This window comes from uncultured Subdoligranulum sp., from assembly GCF_937890665.1.
In genome coordinates, this window is sequence record NZ_CALADU010000268.1 from 1 (window position 1) to 18745 (window position 18745).

Here is an 18745-nt window from a genome sequence, read left to right on the forward strand (position 1 = left end):
GGCGGCTGCGTCGGCCCGTGTGGCTTCCCCCGTCAGCACCAGCGCGGTGTCCACCCCGGCCCGACGTCCGCAGGCGATGTCGGTATAGAGCCGGTCACCCACCACCAAAGCCGCCTCCTTGGGGCAGCCGGCGGCTTGCAGGGCGTACAGCACCATGGCCGGTTCCGGCTTGCCCAAAAACTTCGGCTTGCGGTGGGTGGCGGTCTCGATCATGTTGCAGATGGCGCCGCAGTCCGGCAGAAAGCCGAAATCCACCGGGCAGACTAGGTCGGGGTTGGTGGCGATGTAGTCCACCTTGCGGGTGGTCAGCAGCAGACAGACATCCTTGATCTTGTCGTAGGTCAGGGCGTTGTCGTAGGAGACCAGCACGCAGGCAATGGTTTTGTCGTGGGCATTGGTGGTCAGCCGCAGGCCGTTTTGGCGGCATTCCTTTACAAAGGAATCGGTGGCCAGCGCGTAGATGGTCTGGCCGGCATACCGGTCTTGCAGGTAGCGGATGGTGGCGTGGGCGGCGGTCAGGTAGTTGCGCTCGTCGGTATCCACCCCCAGCGAGCGGAAAAAGCGGATATATTCCGCCGTGCTGCGGGTGGCGTTGTTGGTGATAAAGACAAACTGTCCACCGCTGCGCCGGATGCGCTGCAAGAAGGCCCCGGCACCGGGAAGCAGTGCATCGCCCCGGCAGATGGTGCCGTCAATGTCCAGCAAAAACAGCCGTTTTTTCATAGGGTCACTCCGCCAGATTGCGGCGCACATCCAGTGCCAGTTTGGGGTCGTTGGTGATCACATCGGCACCGGCCTCCATCAGCCAGCGCAGATCTTCGGCCTCGTTGACGGTCCAGACCCGCACGGCCAGCCCGCTGGCCAGATACCGCTGCAAGAGGTCCGCCATCTTGACGTTGTACAGCCCGGGGTGCAGGCCGTCCACCCCATGGGCGGCGGCGTAGCGTTCCACATCGCAGGGAATGTCCCCGAACAGATAGGCGGTCTGGGCTGTGGGCGCCAACTGCCGGACCTTTTCGATGCTGTAATGGTTGAAGGAGGACCAAATCACCCGGTCCTGCATGCCCATGCCTTCCACCAGACGCAGGGCTTTTTCCTCGATGCCGTCATACCACAGGATGCCGGTCTTGAGCTCGATGTTTACCAGCATCCGGCTGGGTTGGATCAGCGCCAATACCTCCCGCAGGGTGGGGATGCGGGCCTCGGCAAAGCCGTCCATCCGGTTGTCGGCGCACAGGCTGCGCAGCTCCGCCAAGGTGTAGTCCTTCACCAGACCGGTGCCGTTGGTGGTGCGGTCCAGTTTCTCGTCATGGATCACCACCAGCTCCCCGTCCTTGGTCAGGTGAACGTCCAGTTCGATGCCGTCCGCCCCCTGCTGCATGGCCAGCGCAAAGGCGGGCAGGGTGTTCTCCGGTGCGTAGGCGCTGGCGCCCCGGTGGGCAAAAATCCGTACTTCGTTCATGAAACATCGTCCTTTCTGTGCAAAAACCGGGAAAAGCCCGCGCCTTTCCCGGTCAAAAGGTTTTATCCGTTGATAAGGTTGTAGGTTTCGATGGACTCGTTGACCTGCTCGGTGATGGCGGTCACGGCCTCTTCGGGGGATTGGCTGCCGGACAGCATCTCTTCGATCTCGGTCTCCACGATCTGGCGGGACTCGGGGAAGACGCTGAGCAGTGCACCGGCGTACTGCGGGGCCGAGTCATGCAGCTGATCAATGGCGGTCTGGAACTGGGGATACTGGGCCATATTCTGCTGGTAGGTTTCCTTGTTGGCGGCGGCAGTGGTCACCGGGAAGTAGCCGGTCTGGGCGTTCCAGTAGGCCTGAGATTCCGGCGAGATCAAAAACTCGATGAACCGCCAGGTGGCAGCCAGCTTAACGGGGTCATTGTTGTTCAGCGCCCACAGCGAACCGCCGCCGATGGACACGCCGCCGGCATCGGAGGCACTGACGGCGGGGAAGTAGGCGGTGCCCACCTCAAAGGAGTCGCCGGTATCCTGCAGCACCTGCTTCAAAGACGCCGTGGAACCCAGCATCATAGCGGCCTTGCCGGAGGTAAAGTCGGTGGTGGCGGTGTCGCTGCCGTTGCGGCCCACATTGGGGGCATAGCCGCCGTCGTACAGCGTCTTCCACGCCTGCAGAATGTTCAGCGCGCCGCCGTTTTCGTCAAAGACGACCTTGGTGGCGGGGGCGGTACGGCCGTTGCCGTTGTCCACCATTTCCAGCCCCTGCTTGCAGAGGAACTGCTCGAACCACCAGCCGTAAACGCTCATGGCAAGCACTTCCTGCGTGCCGGCCTTTTCTTTCAGTTGGTCGCCCACTGCGGCGATCTCGTCCAGACTGGTGGGAACCTCGGTGATGCCGGCGGCCTCAAACATATCTTTGTTGTAGTAGAGCAGCGGGGTGGAGGAGTTGAACGGCATGGAGTACAGCCCCGCGTCGGTGGTGTAGTAGGCAGCGATGTTGGGCTCGATCTGGGAGGCGTCGTACCCGGCGGCATCGATGAGCTGCTGCATGGGAATGACCCAGCCCGAGTCGATCATAAAGCGGGTGCCGATGTCGTAGATCTGCACCAGATCGGCCCCCATGTTGCCGATCTGGGCGCTCTTCAGCTTGTTGATGGCGTCGTCGTAGCTGCCCTGATAGACGGCCTCCACGGTGATGCCGTACTCGTTCTCAGCGTTGAATTTGTCCACCAGCGCGGTCATGGCCTCGCCGTTGACGCCGCCCATGGAATGCCAGAAGGTCAGCTTGGTGCCGGTGGTGTCCAGCGTGTTGAAATCCTCCCCAATCAGGGCCGCAGCGGCTTCCGCCTCACTGGCGGCAGCCGAACCGGCGGTGTCGGCGGTGGAGGTATCGGCAGCCTGCGCGGCGCCGCATCCGGCCAGAGGAACGGTGACGAGGGCGGCGGCCAACAGGCCGGCCATCAGTTTGTTGGTATGCATTTCCTTACACTCTCCTACAATAACACAATTTTCAATGGGAATCTATGCCAAACGGTGAAAATTCACCGGGATAGCCGATCAGCCTTTGACAGCGCCCGAGAACATACCCCGGATGAGCTGTTTCTGGCCCAGAATGAAGATGATCATGCTGGGGATGATGACCGAGACCACACCGGCCATCATCAGGGTCACCGACTGGGCGTCGGTGTTGTCCAGCATGCTGATGCCGATTTGTACGGTGCGCATCTCCTGCGAGCCGGTGACCAGCAGGGGCCACATGTACATGTTCCAAGCGTTGATGAAGGTATATACCGACATGGCGCCGATGGCAGATTTGGTCAGGGGCAGCAGGATGCTGACGATGAACCGTAGGTTGCCGCAGCCGTCCAGCTTGGCGGACTCATACAGCGACATGGGGAAGGTCATATAGAACTGCCGGAACAGGAAGATGCCCATGGCGGAAGTCAGCGACGGCAGGATCAAGACCAGATAGGTGTCCAGAATCCCCAGCGAGCTGACGGTCAGATAGTTGGAGATGATGGTGGCTTCGCCGGGGACCATCATGGTGGCCATCACCAGCATGAAGAGGACGTTTTTGCCCTTGAAGTTCAGGAAGGAGAAGGCGAAAGCCGCCAGCGAGCAGGTGAGGATCTGCCCGATGGTGATGCAGCCCGCTACCAAGAAGGAGTTGAGGACGAACCGCAGCAGCGGCACTTGGGTCCAAGCCCGCAGATAGTTGCTGAAATCGGGATGTTTGGGCAGCAGGTTCATCTCCATGGTGAACAGCTCCTCGCCGGGCATCAGCGAAACGCTGACCGCGTAGAGCAGCGGGAAGAGGATGAACAGCGCCATGACTACATTGAGGCAGATCAGCACCCCGGTGCGGATGCGGCGCCGCCGCAGCGCGGCCAGCCCCATCTTGCGGTGCAGGGCCTCCAGTTCTTCTTTGGTATACCGGCCCCGCTGCAGGCTGGCAGCCGGGGCATGGAGGGTGGCAGAAAGATTCATCAGTATTTGACTCCCTTCTTTTCGATCTTGAACATGATGAGCGTCAGCGCCATGATGATAAGGAACAAAATCACGGACTGGGCCGCCGCGCTGCCGAACTTGTAGTTGAAGAAGGCGTCGCGGTAGATGGAATAGACGATCAGGTTGGTGGCTTCGCCGGGACCGCCTTGGGTCAAGATTTTGACCTGCCCGAAGGACTGGAACGCCTGAATGATGTTGACCACCAGTGTGTAGAACATGATGGGGCTCAGGCCCGGCAAAGTCAGCCGGAAAAACTTCTGGAAGGCGTTGGCGCCGTCCACCGACGCCCGCTCATAGATGGATTCGTCGATGTTGCCCAACCCTGCCGAAAAGTAGAGGAAATTGATGCCGCTGTTCAGCCAAGCGGTCAGCACTGCCACGCAGACCAAGGCGTAGCGGGGGTCGCTGATCCAGTTGATGTCCAGCCCGGTGATTTTATTGAACAGGCCGATGGTGGGGTTGAGGATGACCTTGAAGATCATCGCCGCGCCGCTGGAGGCAATGGCCATGGGCAGGGCGTAGGCGGTGCTGAACGCCCGAATCCCCGGGAAGGTCTTGCTGCACAGCACGGCAGCGATGAGGCCCAGCAGCATGCTGCCAAACACCACGATCACCACAAAGATCAGCGTCACCAAGATGCTGTTGTAGAAGCTTTCCGAGGTGAGCAGGTCGGTGTAGTTTTCGGCGCCCACAAAGATCTTGGCCCGGCCCAGCTTATCGGTAAGGAAAAAGCTCAGGTAGATGGTCTTGACAAAGGGGTAAAACAAAAACATCGCAAAGATGGCAAAACAGGGGATCAGATAGGCGTAGGGGCTGCACCCCTTGAGTTTTTCCGCAAAGGCTTTCATGCGTCGTTCCTCCACTGGTACAAGATGTTCTGCTCGGTCTCGCCGTCAAAGAAATGGGCGTTTTCCATGTCCAAGAACAGCGTGGCGGACCGATCCTCCACGGCGCCGTGGCCGGGCTCCACCCGGGCGGCCAGTTCGCCGTCACTGGTTTCCAGATGCAGGATCGCTTCGTGACCCAGCGATTCGCAGGCCGTCACCGTGCCCTGTACCGCGGCGTAAAGACGGTCATTTCGGGCAGGGAAGGCATACAGGTCTTCCGGTCGGATGCCCAGCACCAGCGTCCGGTTGTCGTACTGGGGCCACAGCGTCTTGCCCAGTGCGGCGGGCAGCGGCAAAACCTGCCCGCCCTCGGTCAAAAAGGCCGCGCCGTCCCCGGCTTTTTTCACCTTGCCCCGCAAAAAGTTCATGGACGGCGAACCGATAAAGCCTGCCACGAACAGGTTGGTGGGCCGGTTGTACAGCTCCACCGGGGTGGCCACCTGCTGGATGTACCCCGCCTTCATCACCACAATGCGGTCGGCCAGCGTCATGGCCTCGGTCTGGTCGTGGGTGACGTAGATGGTGGTGGTGCCCAGCTTGTGGTGCAGCGACGCCAGTTCCACCCGCATGTGGGTGCGCAGCTTGGCGTCCAGATTGGACAGCGGTTCGTCCATCAAAAAGGCTTTGGGTTTGCGCAGGATGGCACTGCCGATGGCCACCCGCTGCTTCTGCCCGCCGGAAAGCGCCGCCGGCCGCCGGGACAACAGGTTGGAGATGCCCAGCATCTCGGCGGTTTCGTGGACGCGCTGCCGGATTTCCTGTTTGGGGACTTTGCGGATGGACAGCGAAAAGGCCATGTTGTCATATACCGACATCTGCGGGTAGAGGGCGTAGTTCTGGAATACCATCGACAGATCCCGCTCCCCGGGTTCTGCATAGTTGCACAGCCGGTCACCGATCCACAATTCACCGCTGGTGATCTCTTCCAGTCCGGCGATCATCCGCAGGGTGGTGGACTTGCCGCAGCCCGACGGCCCGACAAAGACGATGAACTCACCGTCCCGGATGTGCAGCGAAAAATTGCTCACCGCATACTGGTCTTTCTCAAATACTTTGCAAACGTCTTTCAATACGATTTCTGCCATAGAAAATTCCGTTTCCCCCTCTGGTTGCATCATGGGTTGCGGGAGTTTTTTCCGCCCGTTTGATAGAATACCGCATGGCTGCCGCTCTTGTCGTTCATGATTTGGTAAAACATCCGCAAAACTTTGTAAAACCAAAAAAGAATGTCCCAGCGAGAAATGGGCACCGGCTGGGCCGGGTACGGCCCTTCAAATAGGGGTGGGCGTTTACCGTTTCTTGAAAGTAATTTTGCAAAAACATCGGCTTTTCCGGGAATACGTAAAAAAAGACCCCGGCCCGAAGAATCGGGTCGGGGTGTGCTTAGTGGGAAGAATTTCTCCGCTTTTTGTGCCATACCAGCAGTGCCAGTCCGGCGGCTGCGGCCAGTGCCAGCCCGGCCCAAAGGGCAGGGGAAGACGGATCGCCGGTGGCGGGAATGCTGGGAACGGAACCTGCCGGCGTCGGGCTGGGGCGGGTGGCAGGCAGCCCCGCGGTGGGCGTGGCTGTGGGGGTGGGAGCCGGTGTGGCCGTGGAGGCGGACCCGCCGGAAGGCGTGTTGGGGTTGTGGTTGGTATACAAAATCTGGGTCAGCCCGGCCTGTGTGGTAACGGTAAGGGAAGGCCCGGGCTGGGCGGGCTCTTCATTCAGGCGGATGGTGGTGTCGTAACCGGGTGCCGGTTCCTCGTACACCGTGCAGACCGTGCCGATGGGCAGACCCCGCAGCGTCACCGAGCCGCCGTGGACCAGCGTGGTCTGGGCGGTGCCCTCGGCGTCAAACGTCAGGTCGCCGTACCTGCCGGCCAACGGTGCGCCCTGCTCGTCCCGCAGGGTCAGGGTAAAGGCAAAGGGGCGGGTGGTATCTCCCATCGGGCCGGTGACCTCCTTTTTCAGCACCAGCCGGGTAGACTGGTTGCGCACCTGCACGATGGTACTGTGGGCAAAAATCTTGCTCACATCTTGATCGCCCAGATCGATCTTCAGCGCTTGGTCGGTACCGGCGGCATAGTTTTGGGTGATCTTCAGCCGGGACCAACCCGAGCGGACCGCGAAATACACCGGGTCTCCCGGTACGGTGGGGCCGTATTCCAGAATTTGGTTGTTCTGGTAGTAGGAAAGTTCCAGCGGGGCTTGCCCGGTGGGGTTCCACATTGCCCAATCATCGCCGGTGTCGGGGGTGTAACTGGGGGCGGTGTAAAGTGCTGCTTGGATGTCGGTCAAGGTGGCATTGATGTCGTCGGGCACTGCAAATTGCAGCATACTGCGCACGATCTTGCCCACGCCCCGCAGGACGGTGACGTCATCTTCGGTGGTGCCGGCGTTGGCGTAGACGTCGGTGTTGTCCACCACCACTTCCACCAAATCGCTGCTGGGGGCGTACCCGGCGGGGGCCTGCATCTCTTTTAGGTAGTAGGTGCCGTCGGGCAGCACGGTTTGGGTGTTGGGGAAAACCCCAGCCCCGCCCAGCGTAATCAAATCCCCTTGGCTTTGGCTCTGGTCCCGGGTGGTCACGGTGTCAAAGGGTTGGGCGTCGGGATGAACCACCCCGTCGGTCACGTCGCTGGCCTTGTACAGGGCAAAGGTGGCGCCGCTCAGCGGTGTGATGCGATCCTCGGCTACCTTTTGCACGAACAGATAGTTTTTGATGTCCGGTACAAAGAGCCGTACCGCAAATTCCCGGTCAAAAGTTTGGTCGTTCAGTACGGCACTGTCATTGAGCCGCACGGTGTTTTCTGGGGTGGCATCGTTCAGGTTGTCGGCGCTGGTCCGGTAGAAGCCCAACGTATATTGGGCGTTGTCGGCGGTGAGCTTGTCGTTGGTGGCCAGCACGTAGTAGTAGGTCAGAATGTCGCCGGGCAGATTCTCAATGGTGTCTTTGTAGGCGCCGCTGCTGTCCAGCACAAAGAGGTACGGGTTCGCTTGCGCCGCCTGCAAAACAGCGGCCATGTCGGTGCTGTTCGCCACGTTCCAGCCGTCGATAGGCTCCCCCGACACCGGATACCAAGTGCTTTGGGTGCTGCTGCCGTCCCCGGAAGCCTGCTGCCGTTTGAGCACCACCGCAAAGTAGGTGCCGGAGTCTGCCGTATATTGCTGCCCTTGCAGATCTTCCACCGTGTCGGGCAAGGTCACCGTGACGGTGGGGCTGGCGTAGGCGCCGGTGTCCCACGGGTTGGCGGAAAGCAGGGTGGCCAGTTCTGGGGAGTCGGCGGGGAAGAAGAGCTGCATGGGGGCGGGGCTTCGATACCCGGTGGGAACGGTTACTTCCTCCAGCACAAATTTGCCGGTCTGGTCGGGGCCGCCATACTCATTTTTTAAGTTGTTCAAACTCAGCAGGGTGCCGTCGGGGTTTTGGAATACAAAGGTGCCGTCGGGACCGGTGGTACCGGTGGCAATCAACTGCTGGGGGGTGTAGTCCTCGGCGGCGTAATACAGGTTGAACTGTGCCCCGGCCACCGGGTTGCCGATCTGGTCTACCTTGATCAGATCACTTTGGGGGATGGAAACCAGATTGAACTTCAACCGCATGTTGGAATCCACGTTGCCCCGCTCCAGATAGAAAAACTTTAGGGTGTGGTAGGTATTGTCGGCGAAGGTGGGGGAGCTGCCGTTGTCCCAAGGCTGGCCGGCGGCGAGGAACTTGTCCCGCAGCGTGCCGTTGGCCTGCCCGTTGATGGCAATGGCGCCGGTTTGGAAGTTGATGCTCAGCGAGGCCGCATCGTGGATGCCGCCCAGATCCCCTACCAGCACGTTGTCGATAAACACCCACACGTCGTCGTCACCGGAAAAATCGTAGGTGACGGGGGTGCCCCCGGCGGTGCCGTCGGTGGTGCCATAGGGCTGCTGAACAAAGCGGGTGGTCATCGTCAACCCAAAATAGTGGTTGATCAGGGAATTGCGGGAATTCAGGTCCTTTACCTGTGCATAGTCGTTGAAGGGAAAAAACTGTCCCAGCAAGGGCACGGCCCCGGCGGAGCGCACCCCCGGACCATCGTACAAGGTGAAGGCGTTGGTGTTTTCGTCAAATTGGGCAAAGTTTTGGGTGCTGTCGTAGTAATAGTACTTGTCTGCGTCGATCTGCAGGAGGGTCCGCACATTGGCATAGGAGGCCTTGCCCGCATTGGGCAGCGCCGGGTTGAAGAGGTAGTTTAGGGATTGTCCGCTCTGGGACAGTTGGGGATAGCCGTTGTGCAGGGTGTTGTCCACCAAGCCGGTATTGGGCCGGCTGCTGCCGGAGTAATTGTTAAGACCGCTGCCCACCGGCGCCCCCCATGAGAAAATGCAGGGCCTTGCCCGCGTTAATGCCCTGATCCATGTCGGCAGGGTTGACGTTGTCCGGGGCGTCCCGGGTGGTGATCCAGTAGTCGAATAGGTCGATGGTGGTGCCGATGGGGGAAACTGCGTCGGTGACAATGCCTGCGTTGGCTTGGGGGATGGCGTTCACCGGCATCGGCAGGGCCGATTCCTCTGTCGCGGTAAGGGGTGGGACGGTCTGCTCGGGGGCGGCTTGTTCGGGGGTGGCCGTTGGTTCGGCAACGGCAGCCTGTTCCGGGGTGGCGGTAAAGGCCGGTGCCGCCGCAGCGGGCAGGCAGAATACGGCGGTCAGCCAGACAGCCAGCAGCCGGGCCCGGTTTTTGCGGGAAAAAATAGATAGATTCATTTTGTGGTCCTCCTAGCTGGGCGGATATACCGTGATATTTTTACTATACAAAGAAGATTCCGGTAAGAGTGGACGAAACCTGTCGTCTGGATGCAGAATTTTTTCGGGAAGACGGCAGGATCCAGGGAATCCTCTTACTCCTACTATACCATGGGGTGTCGGTTGTTTAGAAAACGAAAAATCCTGCTTGACAACCGGGAAAAAGAGGTGTAGTATAAATCATACAAAACAAGTAGGAAATAAACGCCGCAGGCGTTCCTACGGGAAAGGAAGGATTTCCATGCGAATTTACGCAGATAACGCCGCCACCACAGCCATGAGCCCGGCGGCCATAGAAGCCATGTTCACCTGCATCCGGCAGAGTGACGGTAACCCCAGCAGTTTGCATTCCGCCGGCCAGAGAACCGCCGAGACATTGGCCGAAGCCCGGGGGCGCATCGCGGCCCATCTGGGCTGTCAGCCCTCCGAGCTGATCTTTACCTCGGGCGGCAGCGAAGCCGACAATCAGGCCCTGCGGGGGGCTGCTCATCTGGGGGCGGCCAAGGGCAAAAAGCATATCATTTCCACGGCGTTTGAACATCACGCCGTGCTGCACACCCTGCGTCGACTGGAGAAGGAAGGCTTCACCGTCACCCTGCTGGACGTCCACGAGAATGGCCTTGTCACCCCCGAACAGGTGCGGGCGGCCATCCGGCCCGACACCTGTCTGGTCAGCGTGATGTATGCCAACAACGAGATCGGCACCATCCAGCCCATCGCCGAGATCGGCCGAATCTGCCGGGAAGCAGGGGTGCTGTTCCACACCGACGCCGTGCAGGCGGTGGGGCATCTGCCCATCGACGTACAGGCACAGAACATCGACATGCTCTCCCTGTCGGCCCATAAGTTCCATGGCCCCAAGGGTATCGGCGCGCTCTATCTGCGCAAGGGCATCCCGCTGGAGCCTCTCATCGAAGGCGGCGCACAGGAACGGGGCCGCCGCGCCGGCACCGAAAACCTGCCTGCCATTGTGGGCATGGCGGCAGCGCTGGACGAGGCCTGCACCCATCTGGCCGAGGACACCGCCCGGCTGATCCCGCTGCGGGACAAGCTCATTGCAGGGCTTTCCCGCATCCCCCACGGGGCCCTCAACGGCGACCCAGTGCAGCGGCTGCCCGGCAACGTGAGCTTCTGCTTCGAGGGCATCGAAGGCGAATCCCTGCTGCTGCTGTTGGACGACAAGGGCATCTGCGCTTCGTCGGGCTCGGCCTGCACCTCCGGTTCGCTGGACCCCAGCCATGTGCTGCTGGCCATTGGCCGGGTACACGACGTGGCCCATGGGTCGCTGCGCCTCTCTTTGGGGGCGGACATCACCGAAGAAGAGGTGGACTACCTCATCACCGCCGTTACCGATACCGTGGCCTATCTGCGCAGCCTTTCCCCCGTTTGGCGGGACCTGCAGCAAGGGACCCGGGACTACATTATTGCCTAAGGAGTGTATACGTATGGCACTGTATAGCGAAACTGTTATGGACCATTTCCGCCATCCCCGCAATGTGGGCGTCATCGAGAACGCCGACGGTGTGGGCGAGGTGGGCAACGCCAAATGCGGCGATATCATGAAAATCTATCTGAAGATCGACCACGACACCATCACCGACGCCAAGTTCGAAACCTTTGGCTGCGGCAGCGCCATTGCTTCCAGCTCGATGGCCACCGAGATGATCAAGGGTAAGCCGGTGTCCGAGGCGCTGGCCGTCACCAACAAGGCGGTGGTGGAAGCGCTGGACGGTCTGCCTGCCCACAAGATCCACTGTTCGGTTCTGGCCGAGGAGGCCATCAAACTGGCCCTGAAGGACTACTACGACCGCCACGGCATCGACTACGACAAGAAGCAGTTCCCCGACTGCGAAAACTGCGCCCACTGCCACACCCACTAAGAAGGGCCGCTGTCCAATCGGGCGGATTTGTGGTATAATGGCTGCCAAAGAGCGGCCGTTGCCGCCGGAAAGGACGCTGTCGTATGCAGTACGATTTTACTACCCTTATGGACCGCCATGGCAAGGACGCCATCGCGGTGGACGGTCTGGGCAAACAGCCGGGCTTTACCCCCGCGGCGCCCCAGCCCGGTTTTGATGCCATCCCCATGTGGGTGGCGGATATGAACTTCGCCACGGTGCCCACGGTGCCGGCCGCCATTATCCGGCGGGCGCAGCACCCGGCCTTCGGTTATTTCGACCCTTCCGACGAATACTACCAGTCCATCATCCGGTGGCAGGTCACCCGCAACGGCGCGGACCCGGCCCTGCTCACCAAGGACTGCATCGGGTACGAAAACGGCGTGCTGGGCGGGGTGCTTTCGGCCCTGACCAGCTTTGCCGCCCCCGGCGACGGGGTGCTGCTCCACAGTCCCACCTATATCGGCTTTACCAATTCGCTGAAAAACAACGGCTACCGCATTGTCCATTCGCCGCTGGTGCAGGACAAGGACGGTGTCTGGCGGATGGACTATGCCGATATGGACGCCAAACTCAAACAGTACCACATCCATGTGGCCATCTTCTGTTCCCCCCACAACCCCTGCGGCCGCGTCTGGGAGCGGGAAGAAATCGAGCAGGCCATGGAGGTCTACCGGGCCAACGACTGTCTGGTCATCTCCGATGAGATCTGGTCGGATATCCTGCTCAACGGCCATAAACACACCCCCACCCAACTGGTCAGTGAGGATGCCCGCCGCCGCACGGTGGCCCTCTATGCCCCCAGCAAGACCTTCAATCTGGCGGGATTGGTGGGCAGCTACCACATTATCTATGACCCCTACCTGCGGGACCGGGTCACGGCCAAGAGCAGCAAATCCCACTACAACGAGATGAACGTCTTGTCTATGCACGCCCTCATCGGGGCCTACCAGCCCGAAGGATACGTCTGGGTGGATGAATTGTGCCAGACCCTCAGCGGCAACATCAACTATGCCTGCGACTTCATCGCCGCCCATTTCCCCGGGGTGGCGGTGGCCAAACCGCAGGGCACCTACATGCTGTTTGTGGACTGTACCGATTGGTGCAAAGCCCACGGCCGCACATTGGACGAGGTGCTGCAAGCCGGCTGGGACGTAGGCGTGGCTTGGCAGGACGGCCGGATGTTCCACGGTCCCTGTGCCATCCGCATGAATCTGGCGCTGCCTCTCGCCCGGGTGGAAGAAGCCTTCCGCCGTCTGGATGCGTATGTGTTCAACGGTCCCTTCCTGCGGGAACGTGCTTAAAAGGGTACCCCTAACCAAAGCCCCGACACGGTGTTCCCGTGCCGGGGCTTTTTTTGTACAAATATAGGTAAGATGTCTTGCATTTAGACAGATGTGCAAATGTGTCCATAGCCGAAGTGCGGCCGCCGTAGTAAAATAAGAGGAACAGCTCTGTAAAGGGCTGTTTTTTCTATCGAACGGGGGGACTTCGTTTTGGAAGACAAAAAACCGAAAACCAGTGGAATGGAAAAGGTTGCCGCCTTTATTGTGGATAAGCGGAACCTGTTCTTTCTGCTGTATGCCTTGGCGCTGATCTTCAGCGTGGTGGCATCGGGATGGGTGAAGGTGGAAAACGACATCACCACCTATCTGCCCGCCGACACCGAGACCCGGCAGGGGTTGACGGTGATGAACGACAATTTTACCACGTTCGGCACGGCACGGGTGATGGTATCCAACGTCACGGTGCCCGCGGCCCAAGCCCTGCAAGAAACCATCGAGGCAGTGGACGGCGTTTACAGTGTGGAGTTTGACGACACCGAAGAACACTACAAAAATGCCGCGGCACTTTTCTCGGTCACGTTTGACGGCACCTCCACCGATGAGGTGAGCTTGGCGGCACTGCAGGGTATCGAGGACGCGTTGGCCGGACAGGATTACTATATCGATACCGAGGTGGGCCGGGATATGTCCGCCGAACTGGCGGACGAGATGGGGGTGATCCTCGTCATCGCGGCGGTCATCATCGTGGTGGTGCTGACCCTGACTTCCCGCGCCTACGCCGAGGTTCCGGTCCTGCTGCTGACCTTTGGCGCGGCAGCAGTGCTCAACATGGGCACCAACTTTCTGTGCGGGACCATCTCTTTCATCTCCAATTCGGTGACGGTGATCTTGCAGTTGGCGCTGGCCATCGACTACGCCATCATTCTCTGCCACCGCTTTTCCGACGAGCATGAAACGAAAGATACCCGGGAAGCCTGCATTGCCGCGCTGGCAAAGGCCATCCCGGAGATCAGCTCCTCTTCGCTGACCACCATCTCGGGGTTGGGGGCCTTGGCGTTCATGCACTTTGGCATTGGCCGAGATATGGCCACCGTGTTGATCAAGGCCATCCTGTTCAGCTTGCTGTCGGTCTTTACGCTGATGCCCGGCCTGTTGATGGTCTTCAGCCGCAAGATCGATGCCACCCGGCACCGCAAGCTGATCCCCAAGATCGACTTTTTGGGCAAATTCGATGTGGCCACCCGCTGGGTGATCCCGCCAATTTTTGCGGTGGTGGCCGTTGTGGCGGCGGTGTTGGCCAACAACTGCCCCTACTGTTATAGCTTTACCGATCTGGTCACCCCCAAGCAGAGCACCAGCCAGATCGCCCACCAAAAGATCAAAGAAGCCTTCGGCAACGAAAACATGGTGGCTCTCATCGTGCCCAAAGGCAACTACGATGCCGAGCGGGCGGTGCTCCAACAGTTGGAGGCCTGCCCCGAGGTCAAATCCTGCCAAGGTCTGGCCAACACCGAAGCACAGGACGGCTATATGCTGGCCGATTCGCTGACCCCGCGGCAGTTCTCGGAATTGGCAGGGGTGGACTATGAGGTGGCCGAAGCCCTGTATCTGGCCTATGCCGTGGACCAAGACCAGTACGGCAGTGTGCTCAGCGGGATCGGGGACTATAAGGTGCCGCTCTTTGATATGTTTATGTTCCTGCAGCAGGAGATGGACGCGGGCAACATCACGCTGGAAGGGGAAATGCAGACCACCGTAGATGACCTGTTCGACCAGCTAAACTGGGCACAGGTTCAACTGCAAAGCGACCAATATAGCCGGATGGTGGTGTATCTGAATCTGCCCGAGGAAAGCGATGAGACCATGGCCTTCCTCGATACCATTCACGGCATTTTGAACCAGTATTACAGCGGCAATACCTATGTGGTGGGCAACTCCACCAACGTTAAGGATCTGTCCAGCTCCTTCGGGGAGGACAACATCCTCATCAGCATCCTGTCGGCCTTCTTTGTGGTACTGATTCTGCTGTTCACCTTCCAGTCGGTGGGCCTTTCCATCCTGCTCATCGTGGTCATTCAGGGCAGTATCTGGATCAACTTCTCGGTGCCCACCTTGCAGGATGAGCCGCTGTATTTCCTTGGCTACCTCATCGTCAATGCCATCCAGATGGGTGCCAACATCGACTACGCCATCGTGATCTCCAGCCATTACGGCGACCTGAAAAAACAGATGCCGCCGCGGCAAGCCATCGTGGCTGCCCTCAACGAGGCGTTCCCCACCATCTTTACCTCCGGTACCATTCTGGCCGTGGCCGGTGCGCTGATCGGCCGCTTGACCACCAACCCGGTCATTGCCGCCATCGGCAGTTGTCTGGGCCGTGGTACGGTCATCTCCATCGTGTTGGTGCTGGCGGTGCTGCCTCAGATCTTGCTCATTGGGGATTCCATCGTGGAGCGCACCAGCTTCGCCATGAAGGCCCCCATCGACTTGACGCGGATCACCCGCACGGCCAACGGCAATATGCGGGTCAGCGGCCGGGTACGGGGCTATGTGAACGGTGTCATCGACGCCGAAATCAAGGGGACTCTCAACGGCACGCTGCAAGCCGCCGTCACAGCGGGGACCACCATCGAACCCGCCGAGCCGGAACCTGCGCTGCCGCAGGACGCTGCCGCGTGGGCCCAAAACTATACCGAGGGGGAGGAAGTATGAAAGCATTCGCAAACCGTTTGCTGGCTGCATTGGTAAGCCTGTGTATGGTGGCGGTACTGGGCGCCCCCGTCGTTTGGGCCGAAGATACGGAACCGGCCGTCATCACCATCTCCGATGCGGCAGGCTGGGAGGCTCTGGCCAAGGACTGCCGTCTGGACAGTTGGAGCCGTGGCCGCACGGTGGAGCTGACGGCAGATATGGATCTGACCGGCAGCGACTTTACCGGCATCCCCACCTTTGGCGGTACGCTGCTAGGCAACGGCCATACCATCTGGGGGCTGAGTCTCTCGGCACAGGGCAGCGTACAAGGGCTATTCCGCTATCTGCAAGAGGGGGCCGTGGTACAGGATCTGGCGGTGACCGGCACCGTACAGCCCGGCGGCACCCGGGCTGAAGTGGGCGGTCTGGTAGGACAAAATGCCGGAACCATTCAAAATTGCAGCTTTAACGGTACGGTCAGCGGTACCAACCGCATCGGGGGGATCGCCGGCAGCAACACCGTTACGGGCATCATCACAGGTTGCACGGTGGAAGGCACCGTCTACGGCAACCACTTTGTGGGCGGTATGGCGGGCCAGAACGACGGCGTGATCTCGTACTGCACCAACCGGGCAGCCGTCAACACCACGGTTAGCCAAAACGATGTGCAGTTGGATGACCTGACCCTCACCGATTTGCTTACCACCGAGCACGGAACGGACATCACCGACATCGGCGGTATCGCCGGGCAGTCGGCAGGTGTGCTGCGGGCTTGTGTCAACTACGGCGCCGTAGGGTACGATCATATCGGCTACAATGTGGGGGGCATCGCCGGCAGCCAAACCGGATACATCGAAGGCTGCATCAACTACGGTACCATCCATGCCCGGAAAGAGGGCGGCGGCATCGTCGGACAGATGGAGCCGGCCAGCGTACTGCAATACAGTCAGGACACCTTGCGGCAACTGCAAGGGGAACTGGACACCCTGCAAGGATTGATGAATCAGGCTACGCAGGATGCCTCGGCGGCGTCCTCGGAACTGAATGCACAGTTTACCGACCTGAAAAACCGGGTGGACAGTGCCCGCAATGCTGTGGACACCCTTCTGAAAAAGGTGGAAGACGGCATTGACATCGGCACCCAAGATCTGACGGTGACGGCACTGGCGGACCTGACCGGGCAGGCCGGTGTGGACGGCAGTGCGGAGGGCGGTATTTCTTCCTCCACCGACATCACGGTAAATCCCACACCGGCGCCCACCGAAACCCCGGACGAGGGAACCACCGGCACAGACACCCCGGCGACAGAGGCAACCCCCCTCCCCGAAGTCACCCCCGAGCCGGAGTCGCCCGACGTTGAAACGCCCCCGACGGAGGAAACCACGCCTCCGGAGAGCACGGTCTCGTCGGAAGCCACCGGCACGGAGGACGTTGACCGAGGGGAAAACGCCCATGGCCGTCCGCCGCATCGGGAGCCCAGTCTGTCGGTGGATAACAGTGTGGAAGGGCAAGGCTCGGGCAGTCTGCAAGGCGACGCCTCGGCATCACTGGATGGACAGGCGACCTTGACGATCCCCAGCCTGACCCTCAACGATCAGGACGCCATCACAGCGGCCCGCAACAGTGTGAGCGGCAGCTTGACGGCCATTGCCGATGGGGTGGAAGCGATCAACGCCGATACCGGTGACCATACGCAGGCCCTGATTCGGGATATAGAAGCTATCACCAACCAACTGAACAAAATTGGCGATACCTTGATGGGGGCGGCAGAAATCGCCGGTCAGGGTACGGTGTATGAGGATGTTTCCGACGAGGATGCCGACAGCGATACCGAGGGCAAGGTCTTTAACTGCCTGAACGCCGGCGCGGTCTACGCGGACCTGAACGCTGGGGGCATCACCGGTGCCATGGCCCGGGAAAATGATTTGGACCCCGAGGATGACACCAAGATCAGCGGCAGCCGCTCGCTGAATATGACCTACAAAACCCGCATTGTAGTACGGGGCTGCACCAACCAAGGCAGCGTGCAGGTCCAAAAGCAGTGCGCGGGCGGCATTGTGGGCAGCATGGAGTTGGGCAGTGTATTGCAAAGCCAAAACACCGCCGACCTGCTGCAGGAAGAAGTGGACTATGTAGGCGGTATTGCCGGTCAAAGCAAATCCACCATCCGGCAATGTGCGGCCAAGGGACGCCTGTCGGGGAAAAACTATGTGGGTGGTATTGCCGGCAGCGGCTACACCATTACCGATTGCCGGGCATGGGTGGAAGCCACCGGCACCGAGCAGGTGGGCGCTGTGGCGGGTGGTCTGCTGGCAGAGGATGCGCTGGGCAACAGCGTCAACCGTCTGCTGGACCAGACCAGCGCGGTGCAGGGCAACTGCTTTGTCAGCGAAACGCTGGGCGGCATTGATGGTGTGAGCTACGCCGGGCAGGCCGAGCCGGTTTCCTTTGCGGACTTTGCCGCATTGGCGCAAGAGGAGGGACTGCCGGACGATTTCTCCTGCATTACCCTGACCTTTGTGGCGGACGGACAGACCGTGGCGGCCCTTACGGTGGACTCCGGTGCCGCCTTCGACTGGGAGGATGCACCGGAGGTACCGGCCAAAGAGGGATACACCGGTGCATGGTCCACCTTTGCAACGGACAGCGTTACCTTTGACCAAACCATCACGGCGGTGTATACCCCGTATACGGCGGTTCTTGCCAGCGAGGAACAGCGGGAAGACGGCCGTTCCATCCTGCTGCTGCAAGGCAGCTTTGGGGAGGACACCCTGCGTCTGACTGCCTGTGACGATACCCCGGTGCCCGGCACCGCCGAGAGCTGGCAGTTTGCGCTGCCTGCTACCACCGGCGAAACGGCGGAACTGCGCTATCTGCCGCTGTCGGAGGAAACGGATCTCTATCTGCGGGGCAGTGACGGACAATGGCGCAAGGCCCAAACGACCGTGGACGGCAGCTATCTGGTCTGCACGGTGCAGGCGGGGGACGACGCGGTGGCAGCAGTGCCGCGGACCACGTTGCCTTGGCCGCTGCTGGCAGGTGCGGGGGCTGTGCTCGTGGTGCTGCTGGCCGTAGTGCTGTGGCGCCGCCATAAACGGCGCAGCAAAGCCGAAACGCAAACAAACGCTTGATTCCTTTTCTCATAGAAAATCCCCGGGGTCTGCTTGGAAAAGCAGGCTCCGGGGATTGTTTTGTTAGCTTAATCATTTAATAGATTTCTAATTATCTCTTTAGATGTTCTTATATGCCGGTATA

General features: G+C 60.2%; 14 protein-coding genes. 5 read left to right on the plus strand and 9 right to left on the minus strand.

What is annotated here, in order from left to right; all coding sequences use genetic code 11:
• From Q0526_RS14925 to Q0526_RS14965, 9 genes are all read right to left on the minus strand, one after another.
• A partial coding sequence (locus tag Q0526_RS14925) for an HAD-IIA family hydrolase (RefSeq protein ID WP_298735241.1) occupies positions 1-723 on the minus strand: 723 nt, incomplete at its 3' end.
• 4 nt (positions 724-727) lie between these two features.
• Positions 728-1462: a glycerophosphodiester phosphodiesterase gene (locus Q0526_RS14930; protein WP_298735243.1), complete on the minus strand. Its 735-nt coding sequence runs from the start codon at positions 1460-1462 to the stop codon at positions 728-730.
• A 62-nt stretch (positions 1463-1524) separates the two neighbouring features.
• Entirely contained in the window at positions 1525-2943 is a 1419-nt protein-coding gene (locus tag Q0526_RS14935) for an ABC transporter substrate-binding protein (RefSeq protein WP_298735246.1), read from the minus strand.
• 78 nt (positions 2944-3021) lie between these two features.
• The gene (locus tag Q0526_RS14940; protein WP_298735249.1) at positions 3022-3951 is read right to left on the minus strand and encodes a carbohydrate ABC transporter permease; all 930 of its coding nucleotides are present in this window, start codon (positions 3949-3951) and stop codon (positions 3022-3024) included.
• The gene (locus Q0526_RS14945) at positions 3951-4820 is read right to left on the minus strand and encodes a sugar ABC transporter permease (RefSeq protein WP_298735252.1); all 870 of its coding nucleotides are present in this window, start codon (positions 4818-4820) and stop codon (positions 3951-3953) included. The genes Q0526_RS14940 and Q0526_RS14945 overlap by 1 nt, the downstream gene beginning before the upstream one ends.
• On the minus strand, positions 4817-5944 hold the full coding sequence (gene ugpC / locus Q0526_RS14950) for a sn-glycerol-3-phosphate ABC transporter ATP-binding protein UgpC (protein ID WP_298735255.1): 1128 nt from the start codon (positions 5942-5944) through the stop codon (positions 4817-4819). Before ugpC ends, Q0526_RS14945 begins: the two co-directional genes overlap by 4 nt.
• Positions 5945-5973: 29 nt before the next feature.
• A complete protein-coding gene (locus Q0526_RS14955) occupies positions 5974-6276 on the minus strand; it encodes a hypothetical protein (RefSeq protein ID WP_298735258.1) in 303 nt (100 codons plus the stop codon).
• Positions 6243-9176, minus strand: coding sequence for a SpaA isopeptide-forming pilin-related protein (locus Q0526_RS14960; protein WP_298735261.1), 2934 nt, complete (start codon positions 9174-9176; stop codon positions 6243-6245). The genes Q0526_RS14955 and Q0526_RS14960 overlap by 34 nt, the downstream gene beginning before the upstream one ends.
• Positions 9160-9576 carry a hypothetical protein gene (locus tag Q0526_RS14965; protein ID WP_298735263.1) on the minus strand — a complete coding sequence of 139 codons (417 nt, stop codon included), beginning with the start codon at positions 9574-9576 and terminating at the stop codon, positions 9160-9162. The genes Q0526_RS14960 and Q0526_RS14965 overlap by 17 nt, the downstream gene beginning before the upstream one ends.
• A gap of 280 nt (positions 9577-9856) precedes the next feature.
• Here Q0526_RS14965 and nifS point away from each other — a divergent pair, with 280 nt between their 5' ends.
• The 5 genes from nifS to Q0526_RS14990 all read left to right on the plus strand — a co-directional run bounded on the left by nifS (position 9857) and on the right by Q0526_RS14990 (position 18621).
• A complete protein-coding gene (nifS, locus tag Q0526_RS14970; RefSeq protein WP_298735266.1) occupies positions 9857-11047 on the plus strand; it encodes a cysteine desulfurase NifS in 1191 nt (396 codons plus the stop codon).
• A 13-nt stretch (positions 11048-11060) separates the two neighbouring features.
• Positions 11061-11495, plus strand: coding sequence for a Fe-S cluster assembly scaffold protein NifU (nifU, locus tag Q0526_RS14975; RefSeq protein ID WP_298735267.1), 435 nt, complete (start codon positions 11061-11063; stop codon positions 11493-11495).
• An 83-nt stretch (positions 11496-11578) separates the two neighbouring features.
• Entirely contained in the window at positions 11579-12817 is a 1239-nt protein-coding gene (locus Q0526_RS14980; protein ID WP_298735269.1) for an aminotransferase class I/II-fold pyridoxal phosphate-dependent enzyme, read from the plus strand.
• 192 nt (positions 12818-13009) lie between these two features.
• A complete protein-coding gene (locus Q0526_RS14985; RefSeq protein WP_298735271.1) occupies positions 13010-15511 on the plus strand; it encodes an MMPL family transporter in 2502 nt (833 codons plus the stop codon).
• Entirely contained in the window at positions 15508-18621 is a 3114-nt protein-coding gene (locus tag Q0526_RS14990) for a GLUG motif-containing protein (RefSeq protein ID WP_298735273.1), read from the plus strand. The genes Q0526_RS14985 and Q0526_RS14990 overlap by 4 nt, the downstream gene beginning before the upstream one ends.
• Positions 18622-18745: the final 124 nt, after the last annotated feature.